Source organism: Zunongwangia profunda SM-A87 (genome assembly GCF_000023465.1).
Taxonomy (GTDB): domain Bacteria; phylum Bacteroidota; class Bacteroidia; order Flavobacteriales; family Flavobacteriaceae; genus Zunongwangia; species Zunongwangia profunda.
This window is the reverse complement of sequence record NC_014041.1, coordinates 1-21,068: the sequence shown is the minus strand read 5'-3', so window position 1 is coordinate 21,068 and position 21,068 is coordinate 1. Positions and strand designations below refer to the sequence as shown.

The window sequence follows — 21,068 nt, the reverse complement described above, 5'->3', positions numbered from 1 at the left end:
AATTATTTCATTTTATTCGAAAAAGCCTATGCCTTCTCCCGGAGTAATATTGTCGATTTGTTCCCTTATTTCGTTTACTTCACCTGGAAATGCACCCTGTGATATCAATACAATACCAAAGACCACTAACATCACACTAATACCTTTTTTCATGATGTAAATTCTACCCGGAGTGAGTTTACGGTTTAATTTTTTGGCGAGTAAAATCTTAAAGATATCAACAATTAGGTAAGTGATTAAAACAGTACTAAAAAACACAAGGATTCTATTACCATCCATTTCTAATCGCGGACCAAAAACAATGATTAATCCCAACCAGAAACCAAGTACACCAACATTAATAAAATTAAGTAAAAAACCTTTTAATGCCAATCCCAGATAGTCACTTTTGCCGAGTTTACGAATATCCGGACTTTCTTCTTCCTGTGGCAATGCTTTTTTGGTTTGGATAAAAGTCATGATACCATAAGTGGTAAGAATTACACCTCCAAAAATGAACAATGCAGGATCGTCTTTTATTCTTTCCAGTAATTTAGTTGTACTTAGATAAGCAATAAATAAAAAAACGGTATCTGCTATTATTACACCTAAATCAAAAGATATAGCTGCCCTAAATCCTTTTATGGCTGCGGTTTCCAGTAATACGAAAAATACCGGTCCTAACATAAAAGCCAGAAATAAGCCTAATGGCATGGCTGCTAAAATATCATGTAGCATAAGCTTTATTTAGAGTGCAAAAATAAAAGATTAGTTTTTTCTCACGACTTTACCACCAAATAAAGTGCTTTTATCGATCTCTTCGGGATCACCATAAACGTTTACGGTACCTCCCGCCCTAACCTTAGCGGTTACTTTTCCAGAAACAGTAACATCGGCTACACCGCCTGCCTTAATATCTACGTTTAAATAATCAGATTGAAGATTTTTAGCATAATACTTTCCTCCGGTATTAATATTCACTTCCTGATGTTTTACGTTTCCTGAGGGTGTTATTTCTCCTCCACTTCTTATAAGAGCAATTAAATTATCCACCTCAAATTCTCCAGTAATATCAGCCCCTTCCTGAGCTTCCAACGTGAAAAATTCAGCATTAATTTTGTCAGCTATCATCACTGAAGCATTTTGCTTTGCTCTAACTTCGTCGATACTTTTATAATAAAGCAACACCTGAGTATCATCGTCATCATCAAAAATGTTATCAATCCCTAATTTAATTTTTAAGGTCGCATTTTCGATATCAAATTCAACATCTTCCCTACTCTCTCCGGTTACTACCGCTTTATTTTCATCAGATCGTACCAGTTTTACCGGCAAACCATCATACACGAAAATCTTCTGAAAATCGGCAAGATCATGTTTTGTTTCCTGCGCATTTACAGCGAATCCAAAAGCCATAAAAGCAATAATTAATAAATTTTTCATTTTTACAATTATTAAAAACTATCCTTTAAAATCTTCTTTTAATCCCAACATGGTAAAATCCAGGTGACGTTTCACCAGGTCGGCATTTTTAACTTTTACATACACCTCGTCCCCAAGCTGATATACCTTTTTGGTTTTTCGGCCAATCACAGCATAATGCTCTTCATTAAATTCGTAATGATCGTCTGATAAGTCTCTTAAACGAATCATTCCTTCACATTTATTTTGTTCGATCTCCACAAAAATTCCCCAATCGGTCACTCCAGAAATTACCCCAAGAAACTCTTCATCTTGATGATCCTGCATAAACTTCACCTGCATGTATTTTATGGAATCCCGCTCGGCATTCGCCGCAAGATTTTCCATCTCACTACTGTGATGGCATTTTTCATCGTAAACATCTTCACTGGCTGATGCTGCACCATCCAGATACTGTTGTAACAAACGATGTACCATCACATCCGGATAACGCCTAATTGGTGAAGTAAAATGAGTATAATACTCAAAAGCTAAACCATAATGCCCTATATTTTCTGTTCCGTAATAAGCTTTACTCATGGTACGAATTGCCAGCGTATCTACAAGATTTTGTTCTTTTTTACCCTGTACATTCTTTAAAAGGCTATTTAGAGAGCTCGTAACGCTTTTTCTGTCACTTAGATTAAGCGAATGACCAAAGCGACCTACAACGGTTTGTAAAGACGCTAATTTCTCTTCATTGGGCTCGTCGTGGCATCGATAAACAAAAGTTTTCTTAGGTTTTTGCTTTCCTATAAATTCCGCTACTTTTTTATTGGCCAAGAGCATAAACTCTTCAATAAGTTTGTTAGCATCTTTAGAAGTTTTAAAGAATACCCCTATAGGTTCATTTTCTTCATCTAAATGAAATTTCACTTCTACCTTATCAAAGGAAATTGCACCCTCACGCATTCTTACCGATCGCATTTTCTTTGCCAAACGATCTAATTCTAAAACAGCTTCTACAATAGCATTATCCACCGTATAGGAACCTTCTTCACGAATAGAAATATCTTCCGGAATTTTATTTTCCATGGTTTCGATAATATGCTGTGCTTCCTCATAAGCAAATCTGGCATCAGAATAAGTCACCGTTCTACCAAACCATTGATCTTTTACTTTAGCATTTTTATCTAATTCAAATACCGCAGAAAACGTATATTTTTCTTCATTTGGTCGTAGGGAACAGGCGCCGTTTGATAAAATTTCAGGAAGCATCGGTACTACCCTATCTACCAAATAAACCGAAGTCGCACGATCGTAGGCTTCTTGATCTAAAATAGTATCAGGTTGCAGATAGTGTGAAACATCGGCGATATGAACTCCCAGTTCTATATTTCCGTTGTCAAGTTTTCTAAAGCTTAAAGCATCATCAAAGTCCTTGGCATCTTTTGGATCTATGGTAAAAGTGAGCACATCGCGCATATCACGACGCTTTTTAATCTCCTGATCTGAAATTGAAGTATCGATTTTATTAGCAAATTCTTCCACCTCTTCAGGAAAATCTGCCGGTAAGCCGTATTGCGCTAAAATCGAATGTATTTCTGTATTATGATGTCCTGGAGTACCCAGCACTCTGGTAATCACTCCAAAAGGAGAATCGGCTTTTTTTGGCCAGTCATCAAATTCTACCAAAACCTTATCCCCATCCTGCGCTTCTCCCAACTTATTTTTCTGAACAAAAAAGTCGGTATACATTTTAGGATCATCGACTACTACAAAACCAAAGTCCTTCTTCAGTTGCAACACCCCTACAAAACTGGTTCGTTTACGTTTGATGATCCTGGTAATTTCTCCTTCAGATTTTTTTCTACGTCGATGTTTATAAACATAAATTTCAACTTCATCCCCATGAAAAGCGGAATTTAAGTTTTGTTGAGGAATCATAATATCATCCTCAAATTCGTCTACAATTACAAATCCGTATCCTTTGCTCGACATGTCGAGCACGCCTGTGTAGTAATTAGCTCCTTTTTCTATCATAAATTTACCACGATCAACCTGGTTAATTTCTTTTTTTGCAGCTAATTGAGCTAATTTTTTGGTAATTTGGTTTCGACTGCTCGGATCGTCTACACCTAACTTCGATGCAATTTGTTTGTAATTATAAGCTTTACCTGCATCCTTTCGCAGGATATCTGTAATCTTTTTATCAAGATTTCCCAGTTTTGCACTGGATTTATTGTTTTTTTTCTTTCGTTTCATTCTCATATACCGGTAAAATTAGTGTATATAACTGATTTTAGATGAAAATGAATGTAAAGTTTTGTTAAGTGATTTCGATAAAATTTACTAAAACCGTCAAAATTTAACGGTTCTGGGATAAAATAAACTTTATTTTATAACGTTAAAAATGTTATAGTTATCTTAATAATTTCTTAAATTTGTAATCTAATTTTCAGAGAGAATTTTAGCTAGTTTTAAACCAATGAAGTTGTTAGCCTCCAAATCAAGAAGATTTTTTCTGTTATTTTTCCTCATTTTTCTACTTGGGGTTATTGGATTTTTTACTTATATCAACAAGTCATTAAATCATAGATCCCAGCTACATCCTACACAAACTTCCGGCCAGCATAAAATTACCTATTACAATTAATAAATAAAATGTATCTTTAAGTACCTATCAATCAGGTTCATGAAAGATTATATTTACCTACAAAGTTTTACATATACCTACGAATGTCATGTGGTTAGACATCTTTTAGATAATGAAAATATTATCTATTACATTAAAAATGAAACACTTATCGATCTAATTCCTTTATCTTCATTTGCATTGGGTGGGATTAAACTTTATATTCATAAATCACATCTAACTAAAGCAAAAAAAATTTTAGACCAAACTTTTAGACGTAACAATCATCTTCGTATCGTTTAATCTTTAATAGTTATTCACATTATATATATCTATTATTTTTCTTTTCTTTTTTTTTAAACTTAAATGATGGTATATGATTGCGTGTTAATTTGTGCAATAAAATTCTGATGAATAATTTGGAATTTGACTTGTGATTATTTGATAACAACTTATCAACAGGTGATTAAAATCTTAAGTTATTGATCTTCTTATACTTTTAAGCTTTACTTAACAATTTTAAAATTTTCAATTAACATATAAAATCTTGAAACTTTAAATTTCATCGGTTGTTTATAACCTGTTATTGATTGCTGAAAACTTGAAGAGAAATAACCCACTTATAATTTGGATATATGCTTCTATAGCTGGTATTGTAATTTTTAATCAATAAAACAAATTAGGTTTTTATTTTCTCATCAAAGGTTATCCACATGTTGTTGTCAATTGTAAAACGCTGATAATAAAGGATGTTTTAAAAGTAATTAACAATGCAATATTCGTAGGTTAATAAGCACTTTTTATACCTTTGTATGTAGTTAATAAAACCAGTATTATGAAAATCTCCATTGGTAATGACCACGCCGGGACGCAGTATAAGAATCTTATTCAGCTATATTTAGAAAACGAAGCCGGTATAGAAGTAAAAAATTATGGTACGAATACAGATGATAGTGTAGATTATGCCGATTTTGTACATCCCGTTGCAGAAGATGTTGAAAGCGGAAAAGCAGATTTTGGAATTATTATTTGCGGTAGCGGTAACGGTGCCAGTATGACCGCTAATAAGCACCAGAAAATACGCTGTGCATTATGTTGGACCGGTGAAATCACTAAATTATCAAGAGCGCATAATGATGCTAATATTTTAAGTATTCCCGCACGTTTTGTGTCGACACAACAGGCGGTAGATATGGTAAAGATCTTTTTAAATACTGAATTTGAAGGGGGAAGACACCAAAAGAGGATTGATAAGATTCCCTGCCAGTAATTAATAAACTATTTTGCTATATCCCGGTTTTATAAAAAATCGGGATATATTTTTTTAAAGATAAATAATGGAAATAAGTATAAAAAAATTCAACCAACTTAGCTTAAGCGAATTATATCATATTTTACAATTGAGAGCTGAAGTTTTTGTGGTAGAGCAGGATTGTGTATACCAGGATATTGATGGAAAGGACGAAAAAGCTTTACATATTATAGGAAAACATAATGGTGAAATGGTTGCTTATACCCGCTGTTTTGATAAAGGTTTTTATTTTGAAGAAGCTTCGATTGGTCGTGTGGTCGTAAAACAGGAGCAGCGAAAATATGGTTATGGTCACCAAATTATGACCACATCCATAAAAGCGATTAAAGATCGGTTTAATACAGATCATATAAAACTTTCCGCACAGCAATATTTAATCAAGTTCTATGAAAGTCATGGTTTTAAAAGTGAAGGCGAAGGATACCTGGAAGATGGTATCCCGCACATTGCCATGAAAAAATAGTGTTTAATTTTGTAGAATCTTAGCATATTGGCCTGGGTTGTTTAAAACTTCCCTGGCCTTTTTTATTTCCTGGCTGCTGGCTACATGGTTCTGATATAAACCTTCCTGGTAAAAATAGTGTTTAATAATCTGGTCTTGTAAAACCGACTTGATTTCATCTTTTTTATGATCCAATTCTTCAGCCTTACTTTTATCGATTTCTAAGGAGATTTGTTTATAACTATCAAGTATATCTTGCTGAAAACCTTCAGATTGTGCAGTTATCAACAATTCTTCTAATTCCTGTTCAGTATTGGTTTTATAGGTAAAATCTGTTGATTTTAAATAGCTTTTAAAATCATTAAAGTCGGCATCGCTAAACGTATATTTTACCGGATCTTGAACATCATGTTGATAATAGTAATTAGTAGCATAATTAAAAATTGCATTTTTCTCTAAAAGGGCTCTGGTAATACTACTGTATTCTGAGGATTCTAATCTCACATCAGGTAAAATTCCGCCACCATCGTAAACCGTTCTTCCATTTTTTGTTTTAAAAGCGTTATAATCTTCTACTTTGGTGCGAACGGCTTTACCGTTTTCATCCCGTTTGCGGTAATCTAAGGCCTGTATACAACGTCCGCTTGGAGTGTAATAACGTGAGATCGTAATTTTAAGTTGAGTGCCATAGGCGATTTCCTTTGGTCGTTGTACCAAACCTTTACCAAAAGTACGCGCACCTACCACGACTCCTCTATCCAGATCCTGAATGGCGCCAGATACAATTTCACTAGCCGAGGCACTTTGACCGTTCACTAAAACTACTAATGGAATTTTGGTGTCTATAGGTTCTTTTTGTGTATAATATTCCTTATTATATTTTTCAATAACAGATTTGGTGCTGGTAATCAATTCTCCTTTGTCAAGGAAAATGTTACTTACATTTATTGCTTCGCTCAATAAACCACCGGGATTACCTCTAAGATCCAGAATAATTTTATCTGCGCCCTGGCTCTTAAGATCTTTTACCGCTCTACTGGTTTCTTCATAAGCTTTTTGGTTAAATCTGCTAAGCACCACATAGCCGCTATTATCTTCTAAAAGCGCATAAAACGGAACAGCTTTTAATTCAACCGAACTTCTTTTAATGCTGGTTTGTTGAGTTTTGCCCTGCCGCTGGTAGGTAATATTTACTGCAGAATTTACAGAACCGTTTAATAATGCCTGCGCACCTTCAGTAAAATCTGAGACTTTGGTATTTCCAATTTTAGTGATTTTATCGCCGGGTTTTAGTCCGGCTTTATCGGCAGGATAATCTTTGTAAACTTCAGTTATTAACAATACATCTTCATCTTGTTTTAAAGCAGCACCAATGCCGGTATATTCTCCTTCCATATTAATCCTGGAGCTTTGCACATCCTGTTCGCTCCAAAAGTTGGTATAAGGATCCAAATCGGTCAACATCGATTTTATTGCCGTATCCATTAGATCTGCCGGGCTGGTTTCATCAACATAATTCATGTTGATTTCCTTAAAAAGCGTGGTAAAAATTTCAATTTGTTTGGCGATTTCAAAGAAATCAGATTTAAAACCAAAACTTGTGAATAATACCGCACCACCAAAAATTAAGATTAGTGTTTTTTTATAGAATTTCTTTTTCATCCTTTTTTTAGTTTAAAGATGAAGTATGGATTCATCCTAGTTTAAAACGCTTATTTTTTCCTTTTGTTTTAAGCGTTCCAGTAGATTCACCATCAACTGTTCCATCTTTATCTGAGAAATATCTTCCCGGGAAAGATAAATAAACATCAATGCATATTGCTGCTTTGCCCCGGTCATAACAATATACTTATTTTTTCTGAAAGATTCTCGCATTAGTCTCTTAATGCGGTTTCGCTGTACGGCAGTTTTTATAAATTTCTTAGGAACAGAAAATCCCGTCTTAAAATATGGATTTTTAACTGAAACTGTTTTTGAATTCCTGGAAGGGATAGGAATATAAACCAATCGTAACGGATAATTCTTTATCGAAACACCTTCCGCAAAAAGTGTATCAATAAGAATTTTACTTTTTAATTTTTCCTGTTTATTGAAGCCTTCTTCCATGCCCCAAAAATAGGTATTGTAAATGGATATTTACAAACTAAAGCTTAAGCTGATTTTGGGTCTCGCTTCCTGCTTTATAATCTTTAATATTCTGTATGGTAACTTCAGCAATTTGCTGTAATGCCTCTTTGGTTAAAAATCCCTGATGGGCTGTAATAAGTACGTTTGGAAACGAAATTAATCGAGCAATGACATCATCTTTGATCACACTTTCAGATAAATCTTTAAAAAATAATTGTTCTTCCTGCTCGTAAACATCGATGCCTAAATAGCCTAATTTTCCAGATTTTAAAGCTTCAATAGTGTCTACCGTGTTAATTAATGGGCCGCGGCTGGTATTGATTAACATCATGCCATCTTTCATTAGTTTAAAGCTTTCTTTATTAATAATATGTTTGGTTTCTGGATTTAATGGGCAGTGTAAAGAGATGATATCAGATTGCTCTAAAAGCTTTTCAAAAGAAACATATGTACCGCCATGCGCTAAAATCTCTCGATTTTCGAATTTATCGTAGGCGATAACGTTACAACTAAAACCTATCATGTTTTTGGCGAAAATGCTACCTATTTTCCCGGTACCAATCACACCTACTGTTTTCCCATGAAGATTGAAACCACGTAAGCGTTCTAAAGAAAAATTACCTTCTCTGATTCTATTATAGGCCTTATGTGTTTTTCGATTTAAGGTAAGGATTAAGGCAATAGCATGTTCTGCCACTGCTTCGGGTGAATAAGCCGGCACTCGATAAACTTTAATTCCAAATCTTTTCGCTGCGACAAGATCCACGTTATTGAAACCAGCACAGCGTAAAACCACGAATTTCACGCCATTTTTAGCTAAAATAGCTAAGGTTTCTCATTAAGATCATCATGTACAAAGACGCAAACACCATCATAATCTTTGGCAAGATTGGCGGTATCTTTAAATAATCTAACCTCAAAGTATTTTAAGTCGATGTCCTTCTTGTGATAAGGATCAAAGAATTCTTTGTCGTAAGATTTAGTGCTAAAAAAGGCTAATTTCATTTTTCTGATCTTGAATATTTAAAAATATAAAATTGAGGGTTTAAATGAAATTTATAATAGAAGCTTTTTAAAATAAAAAAGTCCGGCTTATGCCGGACCTTAATAGAATATAATAATATTTTATTCAGAATCTACTTGTCCGTAAGTATTGTTACTACGATTAACATCAGCCATAAGCTGAGATTCGTCAATTTCTATAGATTTTATATTAGCTTTAGGAGTATCTATTTCCAAATCGTAAGTTGGATAAGCCCAGGGCCAGTCTTCTTTTACAATTCGTTCTACATCGCCTTCAGCCGGTTTTTCCCAACGCATCATACGTAATGGCATATAGTATAATTTCTTACTACCATCGTTTAAAGTCACCGTAACTTCAACAGGCATGGGCATTAAACCTTTTCTTTCTAAAGTTACTTTTGTTCCGTTTTCAGCTTCCTCTACACTATTGATTGCATAATCGATTTGATTAGTAGTTTCTGTCCAATCGGTTAGATACCAGTGTAATTCGGCTCCAGATACTTTTTCAGCAACTCTAATAAAATCATTAGGTGTTGGATGTTTAAATTTCCATTCGTCGTAATAGCGATTTAACGTTTTGGCTAAATTTTCCTGCCCGATAATATATCCCAGTTGTGCTAAAAATACAGCTCCTTTGCTATAAGCGGCGATAGAATAAGCGGTATTGATATCGTAACGATCACCATGGGTTGTTTGAGGTTGCTCTGCTCCAGAGGTAGCAATGTAGTTATAGCCTCTATAAGATCCGGCAAAAGGATTTCCCGAAGTTCCTTTGATCGTTTTTTGAGCCAGCCCAGAAATATAAGTGGTAAAACCTTCATCCATCCAAGGATGCTCAGATTCGTTAGTAGCTAATAATTGTTGAAACCAGGAATGTGCAAATTCGTGAGCAGTAGTGCCCAGTAAGCTATTGTAGTCTTCTCCGCCGGTAATTAAAGTACACATGGCATATTCCATACCACCATCGCCACCCTGTATAACAGAGTATTGTGGCCATGGATAAGGACCTATATGTTTGTTAAAAAACGCCAATAATTTAGCTGTTTCGGGCTGAATTTTTTTCCAGGCTTCAGTTACTTTTGGATCATCTTTGTATAAAAAGTGAAGCATAACACCGCTTTTGGTTTCCAGTTTATCATGGATAAAATCTGGATCTGCAGCCCAGGCAAAATCATGTACTTTTTCGGCTTTAAAATTCCAGGCCAGTTTTTTACCTTTATGTTTTACTTTAGTGCCTTTTTCTTCGTATCCGTAACCAATTTCTTCAGGATTTTGTAAAACACCTGTCCCACCGATAATATAATCTTTATCGATATTTATGGTTACATCAAAATCACCCCAAACGCCATGAAATTCTCTGGCGATATAAGGATCTGCATGCCATCCTTCAAAATCATATTCAGCTAATTTAGGATACCACTGTGTCATGGAAAGCGCGACACCATCGGCATTATTTCTACCAGATCTTCTGATTTGTACGGGTACTTGGCCTTCAAATTCCATTTTAAAAGTAGTAGATTTTCCTGGTAAAATAGGTTCGGCAAGATGTACGATAAGAATCGTTTCTTCTTCTTCTGTTTCTACTTTTTTGCCATCCTGGGTTAACGAAGTAGCTCTTAAATAACCAATCTCATCTTCTTTAAGTTTGGCGATTCTACTCTCGTAATCTGGATTTTGTCGATCTCCTTTATTATTTACCATTCTTCCATCCGGATCTTTGATATCCTGTAAACGTCGATCCATCTCGCTTCCCGGTTGAAAAGCGTTAAAGAACATATGGTAATATACTTTATTTAAGGTATCTGGTGAATTATTGGTATAAACCAACTCCTGAGTACCGGTATAACGGTAATTTTCAACATTCATATCTACGTTCATATCGTAGTCTACATGTTGTTGCCAGTAGCAGGTATTATTTTGTGCCTGCGAAAATGCAGAAACCAAAAGTGCCAGACTAAAAATTAGTTTTTTCATAAATGTGGGTTATTATTTAGAAACTTTAGATGCTAAAATTAGTGCATTATATAAATTAACAATCTTTCCAGAGGTAGAAAGTTCACTAAATTCCTGCGTGTTTAAACGATCGCCACCAACAATTACATTGGCCTGTACCGGTAAACCACTATCCATAATAATCTTTTTAACCTGTGGTGCTGTTAATTTAGGAAAATATGATCTAATCATTGCTGCAATACCGGCAACTTCAGGTGAAGCCATAGAAGTTCCCTGTAAATATTCATATTCATTATTTGGTGTCGTAGACCAGATTTTATTTCCCGGAGCAAACACATCTACGTTTTTCTTCCCGTAGTTAGAGAAATCGGCTACCAGTTTAGAACCATAATCATAATTTAAGGCACCCACAGTTAAGAAGTTATCGCTAATTTCTATGGCATTATCTGGTGTTTGATCGTTTGGATACACCATTTTCTCATCCAGGTTTAAGCTTTCATTACCGGCTGCATTTACAATTAATACATCGTGATCTGCTGCATATTTAATAGCATCTCTTACCCAATCTGGGTGTGTAGAGAAATATTTACCAAAACTGGTATTGATTACTTTAGCACCATTATCCACTGCATATCTAATAGCAAGAGCAATATCCTTGTCGTACTCATCTCCATTTGGTACCGCCCTTATGGCCATAATTTCAACATTCTGCGCCACACCGTTCATTCCTATGCCGTTATTTCTTTGGGCGGCAATAATACCGGCTACGTGCGTACCATGCTTTATGTTTTCTTTATCGGCTTCAGGTCCCATGACGTTGTTATTTCCGTAATTACGATCACTTAGATCATCAGGATTATCACCAACCAGTTCTCTACCGTTAAGATCCAGATTTAAATTGATTTTAACCTGATCTGAGTAATAATCAATGGCACCATCTAATTCTTCAATTGCTTTTGGAATATTTTCATTTACATTTTGCTGAATCTGAAGCAACATGGCTTTATACTGGCTTAAAGGTTGTGCGGTAGCCTGCATTGCTTTTAGTTCATCTATCGTGTAATCTTCTTTTCCTAATTGAGAAGAAACCGCCTGATGTGCAGCTACCAGTTGAGATTTTATTTGTTGGTACTGCGCCAGGTTTTGTTGTGCTTCGGTTAATTTCTTGTTGTATTCGGCTTCAGCATCTTTGTAAAGAATAAATTCTTCGCGATTGGCTTCACTGATGGCACTTGCCGATTTTCCTTCGTATTTAGGTTTTAATTTTCTGTAAATTCTTACAAATTCTAAATTTTCATCTACAGCGTCGCCTAAAAAGTTCCAGCCATGAATATCGTCGATATATCCATTGTTATCATCGTCTATTCCATTTCCCGGAATTTCATCTTCATTTGTCCAGATAACATTTTTAAGATCTTCGTGTTCGATATCTGTACCACTATCAATTACCCCCACAATCACTTTGGTGCCTTTTTGATCTTTGATAATTTCTGAATACGCCCTATCTACACTCATACCCGGAATGGTATCATACACCAAATCGGCTTCTGGCCAGTTTTTAAACTGAGCATCGGTAAGTGCAGTCACCTTAAGCGGAATCGTATCGATACTTGCAATTGGAGTTGAAACAATTGCAGGAGCACTACTCCCACAAGACGCAAGAATGGCTGCTGAGGTAGCAGCCAGTAATGGTTTATAAAATGGAATTTTCATTTTAGTTAAATAATTCATTAAACGTGTATGTTTGGTCATGTCTTACACCTTTCTCGGTGTGTTTTACGGTTATAACTTCGTTGTGCGCATCATGTTGCATAAAAAGATAAATTTCTTCATCTGCGGCTTTATCTAAAAAGCTTTTCTTTTCCGGCAAGGTTAATAACGGGCGGGTATCGTATCCCATCACATAAGGTAATGGAATATGTCCTGCCGTTGGAAGCAAATCTGCCATAAAAACCAGCTTTTTTCCTTTATACTCCAAATGAGGTATCATTTGTTTGTCAGTATGCCCATCTACAAAGAGTACGCCAAAGCCAAGCTCTGGAATATTTGTAAAATGCTCTTTATTGTTTCTATCTACAAAATGTAATTGTCCGCTTTCTTCTATTGGTAAGATATTTTCCTTTAAAAAAGAGGCCTTTTCACGAGCGTTAGGTGTTGTTGCCCATTGCCAGTGATCTTTATTACTCCAGTATTTTGCATTTTTAAAAACCGTTTCATAACCGGTGCGATCTTTATTCCATTGTACACAACCACCACAGTGATCAAAATGAAGATGGGTAGTAAATACATCGGTAATATCGTCGCGGTGAAATCCGTTTTTTTGTAAAGATTTGTCTAGCGAATCATCGCCCCACTGGTAGTAATAACTAAAGAATTTTTCACTTTGCTTATCTCCCAGGCCGGTATCAATAAGAATTAATCGATTACCATCCTCGATTAAAAGGCTTCGAGCGCCAATATCGATCATGTTATTGCTATCTGCAGGATTTGTTTTTTGCCAAATACTTTTTGGAACCACGCCAAACATAGCCCCGCCATCCAGCTTAAAATTCCCTGCTTCGATAGGATATAGTTGCATAAATTATCAAATTTTCAAAATATATCGCAAATTATTAAATCAAATGCTTAAAAGCAGTTTATTGAATCTATTTAACATCAGATTACAAATAATTTTAGTTTAAGACGAGCTTGTGAGCAAACTAAACTATTTTTAATATTTTTAGCTTTTAAATCAAATCAAAAAGATTAATGTTAGAATTAGCAGGTATAGTAATTTTAGGAATATTGGCACAATGGGTGGCGTGGAAATTTAAAATTCCTGCAATCCTTCCATTGATTTTGATCGGACTTTGTGTAGGGCCAATTGCTACCATGTTTACAGATGATGGAAGTAAACTAATAGAGCCTATTTGGACTGGGGAATCTGGATTGTTCCCGGGCGAAAGTTTATTTTATTTTGTCTCGCTTGCCATTGGGATTATCCTTTTTGAAGGTGGTTTAACCCTTAAAAAGGGAGAAATTTTAAACGTAGGTTTTGTAATTGTGAAATTAATTACGGTTGCTGTAATTATAACATTTATAGGAGCAGGGATAGCTGCTCACTATATTTTCGATCTAAGCTGGCAAATTTCGTTTTTATTTGCTTCATTAATTATAGTTACCGGTCCTACAGTAATTACGCCTATCCTACGTAATATTCCGCTTAAAAAAGATGTTTCTACCATTTTAAAATGGGAAGGGATTCTTATCGATCCTATAGGGGCATTGTTTGCCGTGTTGGTTTTTGAGTTTATTAGTGCAGGAAAAGGAAAAGAGTATACTTCAACCGTGTTACTGGAATTTGGTAAAATCGTACTTTTCGGCTTCACTTTCGGCTTCACTTTTGCCCATGCCCTGGCCTACAGTATCAAGAAAAATATTATTCCGCATTATTTATTAAATGTGCTTACCCTGGCCGCTGTATTAGGGGTTTTTGTGTTATCAGATCAGTTTGCTCACGAAAGCGGACTTTTGGCTGTGGTAGTGATGGGGATGGTGATGGGAAATATCGACCTTCCAAACTTAAAAGAGCTGTTATATTTCAAGGAATCCTTAAGTGTCCTTTTAATTTCTATTTTATTTATTTTGCTGGCTGCAAATATCAATATGGAAGATCTGTACCTGATATTTACCAGTAAGGCGATCTGGCTATTTGCAGTAATTGTTTTTGTCGTAAGACCGTTAGGTGTTTTTATAAGTAGTATCAATTCTTCATTAAAATTCAATGAAAAACTGTTTATAAGCTGGGTTGGACCTCGCGGAATTGTAGCTGCGGGTATTGCCTCTTTATTTGGTATAGAGCTGGCGAATCAAGGTGTGGAAGGTGCTGAATATATTACACCGCTGGTGTTTATGATCGTGTTGGGAACGGTATTATTAAACGCTACCACTGCCCGTTTATTTGCTCAGCTTGTGGGTGTATTTTTAAAGGATTCTGAAGGAATTTTAATTATTGGAGCTTCGTCTTTTTCAAGAATTATCGGTAAGTATATGGAGGAGAATGGAAGACATGTTGTTTTGGTTGATAATAATGGGATGAATGTTAGAAAGGCCAAGAGCATGGGCTTAGATGCGATAGAAGAAAATGTGTATTCTGAAGATCTTATTAATAATATCGAGCTTAATGACATAGGTTATTTAATGGCGATGACCAGTAACAGTGAAATTAATAAGAATGCCATAGAAAAATTTAGAAAGCATTTTGGTGAAAACGGCTCTTTTAGAGTAGTTTCTCCAGAAGAAATGCAGGATCCCGAAAATAATCCAAAAGAAGGATTGTTCTCTCAAACAGATGATTATGTTAAACTTACCAATCTTGCCCGAAAATATTCACAGGTGCATGAGATTACGCTGAACTCTAAAGAGCATTATGAAGGATTAATAGAAATTTCCAAAACCGATCCAGATATTATTCCACTATTTGTAAAAAATAACGAAGGAAATCTTAGTATTATTCCGTCTAATAGTAAAGAAGTAGAAATTGAAGAAGGTTTTAAGCTGGTGTATTTAGGAAAGCAGATGGAGGTTGAAGATAATTCGAATACTGGAGACGCAGAAGATACGAAAACCAATACTGAGGAAGATTAATATAGATTCAGATTATATGAGAAACGCCCAATTTCAATTATTGAAATTGGGCGTTTCTAGTTATATTTTTAGCTAATTTTTTTGAATTTAATCATGCTAGCCTTCTTAGCATTATTCGGCTTCCATTGCCCCAATCAGTTCGTCTGTAATATCAAGGTTATGATATACATTTTGAACATCATCATCATCTTCAAATTTTTCGACGAGATTTAAGATCTTTTTAGCGTCTTCAACCGGAAGTTCTAAGGTATTTAAAGGAATTCGTTGTACCTCAGAAGATTTTGTCTCGATGTTTAATTCTTCCAGTTTGGAGGACATCATTCCAAAGTCATTAAAATCGGTATAAATCGTCATGAGGTCGTCCTCTTTTTCGATTTTGGTCGCACCCCCTTCAATAAGTTCAAGCTCAAATTCTTCAAGGTTCATTTCAATTTTTTCCTTTTCCAGCACAAAAACTCCTTTTTTATCGAATAAGAATTCTAACGAACCATTAGTTCCCAGACTTCCACCATTTTTAGTAAAAATTGATCTTACTGAGGCTACAGTTCTATTGGTATTATCTGTGGTGCATTCTACAAAAATGGCAATTCCGTTAGGCCCATACCCTTCAAAAGTTACGGTTTCGTAATTATCCGCATCTGCCCCACTTGCTTTTTTAATTGCACGATCTATAGTGTCTTTGGGCATATTAACCCCTTTTGCGTTGCTTATCGCATTACGCAAGCTTGGATTAGCTTCAGGATCTGCCCCTCCACCTTCTTTAACAGCTACACTAATTTCTTTAATTGCCCGGGTAAACTGTTTAGCCCGTTTTTTATCCTGTGCCCCTTTACGGTGTTTTATATTCGCCCATTTACTATGTCCAGCCATTTTCCTCTTCTTTTTAGTGCTTTTTACTCAATTTTCATTCAATTTAGGTCGTTTTTAATGAAAAATGAAGCAATTTTCACAAATTTAAGAAATTGAAGTACAATGCTAAAATTTGAAGTTTTACAGGTTCGAGTAAACGTATTCTAATTAGAAGTTTTTACAGCTTAAGTGGTTTAAATGATTTAAAATGTCTGAAGCGTTTATGAAAAACAAAACCCCTCATAGCTTCAAAACTATGAGGGGTTTTTTATATAAAATCAGCTTTTAAACTTTTACTAGTCGTTTAATTTCAATACCGCCATAAATGCTTCCTGAGGTATTTCTACGTTTCCAACCTGGCGCATACGTTTTTTACCCTTTTTCTGCTTCTCTAAGAGCTTTCTTTTACGGGAGATATCTCCACCATAACATTTCGCAGTTACGTCTTTTCTAAGCGCTTTTACGGTTTCTCTGGAGATAATTTTTGCTCCAATCGCCGCTTGAATAGGAATATCAAACTGCTGTCTTGGGATCAATTCTTTCAGTTTTTCACACATCTTCTTACCAATATCATAAGCATTATCCTGGTGTAATAAAGCTGAAAGCGCGTCTACTTTATTTCCGTTAAGTAAAACATCAACTTTTACCAGTTTAGAAGTACGTAATCCAACAGGAGAATAATCGAAAGAAGCATAACCACGGGAAACTGTTTTTAAGCGATCATAAAAATCAAAAACAATTTCAGCTAAAGGCATATCAAAAGATAATTCTACACGCTCTGTAGTTAAATATGTCTGGTTAGTAATTTCTCCTCGTTTTTCGATACAAAGAGACATTACATTGCCAACATAATCAGATTTCGTAATAATCGTCGCTTTAATATATGGCTCTTCTACCCTATTTAATGTAGAGGGTTCGGGTAGATCTGATGGATTATTTACCAAAATAACCTCGTCCGGATGTTTATTGGTATAAGCGTTGTAAGATACGTTGGGAACGGTGGTAATTACTGTCATGTCGAACTCACGCTCTAATCGTTCCTGAATTATCTCCAGGTGAAGCATTCCCAGGAATCCACATCTAAAACCAAAACCTAATGCTGCAGAACTCTCTGGAGTGAACACCAAAGAGGCATCGTTAAGCTGAAGTTTTTCCATAGAAGCTCGTAATTCTTCATAATCTTCAGTATCTACAGGATAAATCCCGGCAAATACCATAGGTTTTACATCTTCGAATCCGGCAACAGCTTCGGTAGTTGGATTTTTAGCATCGGTAATGGTATCCCCTACTTTTACTTCTCTAGCGTCTTTGATTCCGGTGATTAAATAACCAACATCTCCGGTTTTAATTTCCTGTTTTGGATGCTGAATAAGCTTTAGTGTACCAACTTCATCTGCGGAATAATCTTTACCAGTTGCCACAAATTTGATGTGTTGGTTCTTCTTAATACTTCCGTTAATCACCCTAAAGAACGTTTCTACTCCGCGAAACGGATTGTAAACCGAATCGAAAATCAAAGCTCTTAATGGTGCATCTACTTTGCCGCTGGGAGCTGGTATTTTGGTAATAATAGCATGTAATATTTCCTCTATACCAATTCCTGTTTTAGCACTTGCAGGGATAACATCATCAGGATCACAGCCTAAAAGGTCCACAATATCATCGGTAACTTCCTCGGGATTTGCGCTGGGAAGATCTACTTTATTTAAAACCGGGATAATCTCAAGATCGTTTTCTAAAGCCAGATAAAGGTTAGAAATTGTTTGTGCCTGTATACTTTGTGCGGCATCAACTACCAGTAAAGCACCTTCACAGGCGGCGATAGATCTGGAAACCTCGTAAGAGAAATCCACGTGTCCCGGGGTGTCGATTAAATTTAGCGTGTAATGCTCACCTTCATGAACATAATCCATTTGGATTGCATGACTTTTAATAGTGATACCACGCTCCCGCTCCAAATCCATATTATCTAAAAGCTGTGCCTGCTTTTCTCGTTCTGTTACCGATCCTGTAAAGTCTAAAAGTCTATCGGCTAGTGTACTCTTTCCATGATCGATATGGGCGATGATACAAAAATTACGAATGTGTTTCATGCAATTGTGAACATTAATTTGTTTAAACCTATAAGGCTTTATTCGCTGAGTTTAAAACTCGGATATTTTAAAATTATTAAGCGTTTTTCAATATCTTAAAGCCTTCGTGACTTATTAAAATAAACGCCATCCAAAAATCCAAAATAAAAAAAGTCAGAAAATATCGATTTTTGACAGTATAGTTATAAAATTTTTGGGCTGCAAATATAGTGTATTTCAAATACCTGATATAAACTTTACGAAGCTGTTTAAAAATTCAGGAATTTAAAAGTTTCAATACATAATTCTAAGTAAAAATTTAATCTATGTTCTTTTTAATTATAAAAAAAGTTAATAAAGTGTTTAAGTTTTATAAAAAAGTTTCTTTTTTTTGTAAGAGGCTTTCTGTAAAATTTTAATGATTTGAATTTAAGCTTTTTTAATATGCTAATTTAAAATAGGGGTAAATAAATATTATGAGCAATAACTCGAATACTTCAGGAACCAGCAGGTCGATCATTATTATAGGAATCTTATTTTTTATTTTTGGATTTGTCACCTGGTTAAATTCAGTGTTAATCCCTTATTTAAAAACCGCAAACGAGCTGAATAACTTCCAATCGTTTTTTGTGGCTTTTGCTTCTTATATTTCATATTTCGTAATGGCTATTCCCTCAGCAAAGGTTTTAGAGAAAACCGGGTTTAAAAAAGGGATGGGGCTGGGATTAATAGTAATGGCGGTAGGTGCTTTGATATTTATTCCTGCGGCAGCCTCCAGAACGTATGCCTTATTCCTTACAGGATTATTTGTTCAGGGTACAGGATTGGCGCTGTTACAATCTGCTGCCAATCCTTATATTACCGTATTAGGGCCTATTGAAAGTGCAGCAAAGCGTATTAGTATTATGGGAATTTGTAATAAGGTTGCCGGGATTTTAGCTCCTTTAACCATTGGTGCTATTTTGCTTAAAAATATGGATCAGGTTGAGGCTAAACTTAGTACATTGACCGGTGCTGAGCGTGAAGCCGAATTAGATTTGCTTTCGTCCCGGGTAGAAATGCCTTATATCGTTATGGCGATTGTTCTTGTTGGTTTAGCGGTACTTATTTATTTTTCTTCTTTACCAGAAATCGAAACCGATAAAGAAGATGAAAGTCTTGCTGAAGCTAATAAAAATAAAACCAGTGTATTCCAGTTTCCTAATTTGCTTCTGGGAACATTGGCCATGTTCTTATATGTAGGAGTTGAGGTAATTGCTGGTGATACCGTAATTACATACGCGAAAGACGGGCAGGGAATACCTTCAGAAGCAGCTTTACAATTTACTTCGTATACCTTAGCAGCGATGATCGTTGGTTATTTAATAGGGACTGTAACGATTCCAAAATATATTAGTCAGGCAAAAGCTCTTCGAATTTCCGGAATTTTGGGTATTTTGCTGGGATTAGCTGCAATTTTTACTGATGGTTTTGTTTCTGTACTTTGTATCTCGATGTTAGGATTGGCAAATGCAGTAGTTTTCCCGGCCATTTGGCCTTTAGCCTTAGACGGTTTGGGAAGGTTTACCAAAATTGCTTCGTCGTTTTTAATTATGGCGATTGCCGGTGGTGCGATTGTACCTTTAGCCTATGGTTCTTTAGCAGATAGTTTCGGATTGCAACAGGCATACTGGGTGGTGATTCCATGTTATTTATATATCCTTTTCTTTGCGGTTAAGGGATATAAAATTAGATAAAAATCTTATTGAGGAGTTTGAATAGCCAAACCAAAATGCCTCTAAAGGCCAAATATCAAGAGAATTAAAGCCAGGGAAAGCTGTTTAATTATTTAAAAATTGGAAAATTAAATGTTTAGCCTAAATTTATTCGTGTAAAAAATATAAGTATGAAACGTTCTTTCTTTTCTGTTTTCCTTGTAGCCTTTATTTTTATAGGTGCTTACGCTCAGGATAAACCAGCTATTATTCCAATGCCTTCCAAAATTGAATGGAAAAATAGCGAATTTCAGTTTCCGTCTACCGTAACTTTTTATGCAGATGCCAGGGCCGAAGAAAGTTTAAAATGGCTTAAAGCTTTATTGAATACTACAGGAAGTGAGTTTGAAAAAGCTTCAGAGAAAGAAGCTAAGATTTCATTAAAAATCAATAAGGATCTTTCTTCTTCCTTAGGAAATGAAGGGTACCAACTCAAGGTTACTTCAGAAAAAATAATGATTGAAGCGGCAGATAATGCCGGACTTTTCTACGGAATAACCACACTTAGACAATTGTTTCCTGCTGAAGTGGAATCAGGTAAAATTGGCTCGGCATTTAATATTCCGGCGGCTAACATTTCCGATAAGCCTTATTACGAATGGCGCGGCAGTATGCTTGATGTGGCACGAAGCTTTTTTGATTTGGATTACTTGAAAAAGCACGTAGATCGCATGGCCCTATATAAATTGAATCGTTTTCATTTACATTTAAGCGATGATCAGGGTTGGAGAATTGAGATTAAGAAATGGCCAAAATTAACCGAAATAGGAGGGCAGTCTGCCGTAAAAAATGGTCGTGCCGGTTTTTTAACGCAAAAAGAATATAAAGAGTTACAGGCATACGCAAAAGAGCGAAATGTTATGATTATTCCCGAAGTGGATATGCCGGGACATAC

The 21,068-nt window shown here is 35.5% G+C and carries 16 protein-coding genes and 1 pseudogene; 5 read left to right on the top strand and 12 right to left on the bottom strand.

Annotated elements, in window-relative coordinates; translation table 11 throughout:
- Positions 1–12 precede the first annotated feature (12 nt).
- Genes ZPR_RS00085 through rnr form a run of 3 tightly spaced genes read right to left on the bottom strand, consistent with a single transcriptional unit; the run spans position 13 to position 3,645 of the window.
- A complete protein-coding gene (locus ZPR_RS00085; RefSeq protein ID WP_013069535.1) occupies positions 13–717 on the bottom strand; it encodes a LysE family translocator in 705 nt (234 codons plus the stop codon).
- Between the two features lie 30 nt (positions 718–747).
- Positions 748–1,422 (bottom strand): head GIN domain-containing protein, encoded by a 675-nt coding sequence (locus tag ZPR_RS00080; protein WP_013069534.1) that lies wholly within the window; start codon positions 1,420–1,422, stop codon positions 748–750.
- Between the two features lie 18 nt (positions 1,423–1,440).
- Positions 1,441–3,645, bottom strand: coding sequence for a ribonuclease R (rnr, locus tag ZPR_RS00075; RefSeq protein ID WP_041578426.1), 2,205 nt, complete (start codon positions 3,643–3,645; stop codon positions 1,441–1,443).
- 1,205 nt (positions 3,646–4,850) lie between these two features.
- Between rnr and rpiB the strand changes: the two genes are divergently transcribed.
- The gene (gene rpiB, locus ZPR_RS00065; RefSeq protein WP_013069530.1) at positions 4,851–5,285 is read left to right on the top strand and encodes a ribose 5-phosphate isomerase B; all 435 of its coding nucleotides are present in this window, start codon (positions 4,851–4,853) and stop codon (positions 5,283–5,285) included.
- Between the two features lie 67 nt (positions 5,286–5,352).
- Positions 5,353–5,790: a GNAT family N-acetyltransferase gene (locus ZPR_RS00060; protein ID WP_013069529.1), complete on the top strand. Its 438-nt coding sequence runs from the start codon at positions 5,353–5,355 to the stop codon at positions 5,788–5,790.
- A 3-nt stretch (positions 5,791–5,793) separates the two neighbouring features.
- Here ZPR_RS00060 and ZPR_RS00055 read toward each other — a convergent pair whose 3' ends face one another.
- From ZPR_RS00055 to ZPR_RS00030, 7 genes are all read right to left on the bottom strand, one after another.
- The gene (locus tag ZPR_RS00055) at positions 5,794–7,431 is read right to left on the bottom strand and encodes a S41 family peptidase (protein ID WP_013069528.1); all 1,638 of its coding nucleotides are present in this window, start codon (positions 7,429–7,431) and stop codon (positions 5,794–5,796) included.
- Positions 7,432–7,467: 36 nt separating this feature from the next.
- Positions 7,468–7,875, bottom strand: a complete 408-nt coding sequence (rnpA, locus tag ZPR_RS00050; RefSeq protein WP_013069527.1) for a ribonuclease P protein component — start codon at positions 7,873–7,875, stop codon at positions 7,468–7,470.
- A 37-nt stretch (positions 7,876–7,912) separates the two neighbouring features.
- Positions 7,913–8,701 carry a 2-hydroxyacid dehydrogenase gene (locus tag ZPR_RS00045; protein ID WP_316928299.1) on the bottom strand — a complete coding sequence of 263 codons (789 nt, stop codon included), beginning with the start codon at positions 8,699–8,701 and terminating at the stop codon, positions 7,913–7,915.
- A 20-nt stretch (positions 8,702–8,721) separates the two neighbouring features.
- Entirely contained in the window at positions 8,722–8,901 is a 180-nt protein-coding gene (locus tag ZPR_RS23905) for a D-lactate dehydrogenase (protein ID WP_013069525.1), read from the bottom strand.
- A gap of 120 nt (positions 8,902–9,021) precedes the next feature.
- Positions 9,022–10,893, bottom strand: coding sequence for a M1 family metallopeptidase (locus tag ZPR_RS00040; protein WP_013069524.1), 1,872 nt, complete (start codon positions 10,891–10,893; stop codon positions 9,022–9,024).
- Positions 10,894–10,905: 12 nt separating this feature from the next.
- Entirely contained in the window at positions 10,906–12,603 is a 1,698-nt protein-coding gene (locus ZPR_RS00035; protein ID WP_013069523.1) for a S8 family serine peptidase, read from the bottom strand.
- Positions 12,587–13,450 carry an MBL fold metallo-hydrolase gene (locus ZPR_RS00030; protein ID WP_013069522.1) on the bottom strand — a complete coding sequence of 288 codons (864 nt, stop codon included), beginning with the start codon at positions 13,448–13,450 and terminating at the stop codon, positions 12,587–12,589. Before ZPR_RS00030 ends, ZPR_RS00035 begins: the two co-directional genes overlap by 17 nt.
- Before the next feature lie 170 nt (positions 13,451–13,620).
- On the opposite strand from ZPR_RS00030, the gene ZPR_RS00025 reads away from it, so the two are divergent.
- Positions 13,621–15,498 carry a cation:proton antiporter gene (locus ZPR_RS00025; protein ID WP_013069521.1) on the top strand — a complete coding sequence of 626 codons (1,878 nt, stop codon included), beginning with the start codon at positions 13,621–13,623 and terminating at the stop codon, positions 15,496–15,498.
- Between the two features lie 111 nt (positions 15,499–15,609).
- Here ZPR_RS00025 and ZPR_RS00020 read toward each other — a convergent pair whose 3' ends face one another.
- Complete coding sequence (locus ZPR_RS00020) at positions 15,610–16,368, bottom strand: YebC/PmpR family DNA-binding transcriptional regulator (RefSeq protein WP_013069520.1); 759 nt, start codon at positions 16,366–16,368, stop codon at positions 15,610–15,612.
- 275 nt (positions 16,369–16,643) lie between these two features.
- A complete protein-coding gene (gene lepA / locus ZPR_RS00015; protein WP_013069519.1) occupies positions 16,644–18,440 on the bottom strand; it encodes a translation elongation factor 4 in 1,797 nt (598 codons plus the stop codon).
- Positions 18,441–18,895: 455 nt separating this feature from the next.
- On the opposite strand from lepA, the gene ZPR_RS00010 reads away from it, so the two are divergent.
- Both ZPR_RS00010 and ZPR_RS23310 read left to right on the top strand, forming a co-directional pair.
- Positions 18,896–20,155 carry a sugar MFS transporter gene (locus ZPR_RS00010; protein WP_013069518.1) on the top strand — a complete coding sequence of 420 codons (1,260 nt, stop codon included), beginning with the start codon at positions 18,896–18,898 and terminating at the stop codon, positions 20,153–20,155.
- A gap of 149 nt (positions 20,156–20,304) precedes the next feature.
- Positions 20,305–21,054: pseudogene (locus ZPR_RS23310) on the top strand (family 20 glycosylhydrolase); the annotation flags it as partial.
- Positions 21,055–21,068: the final 14 nt, after the last annotated feature.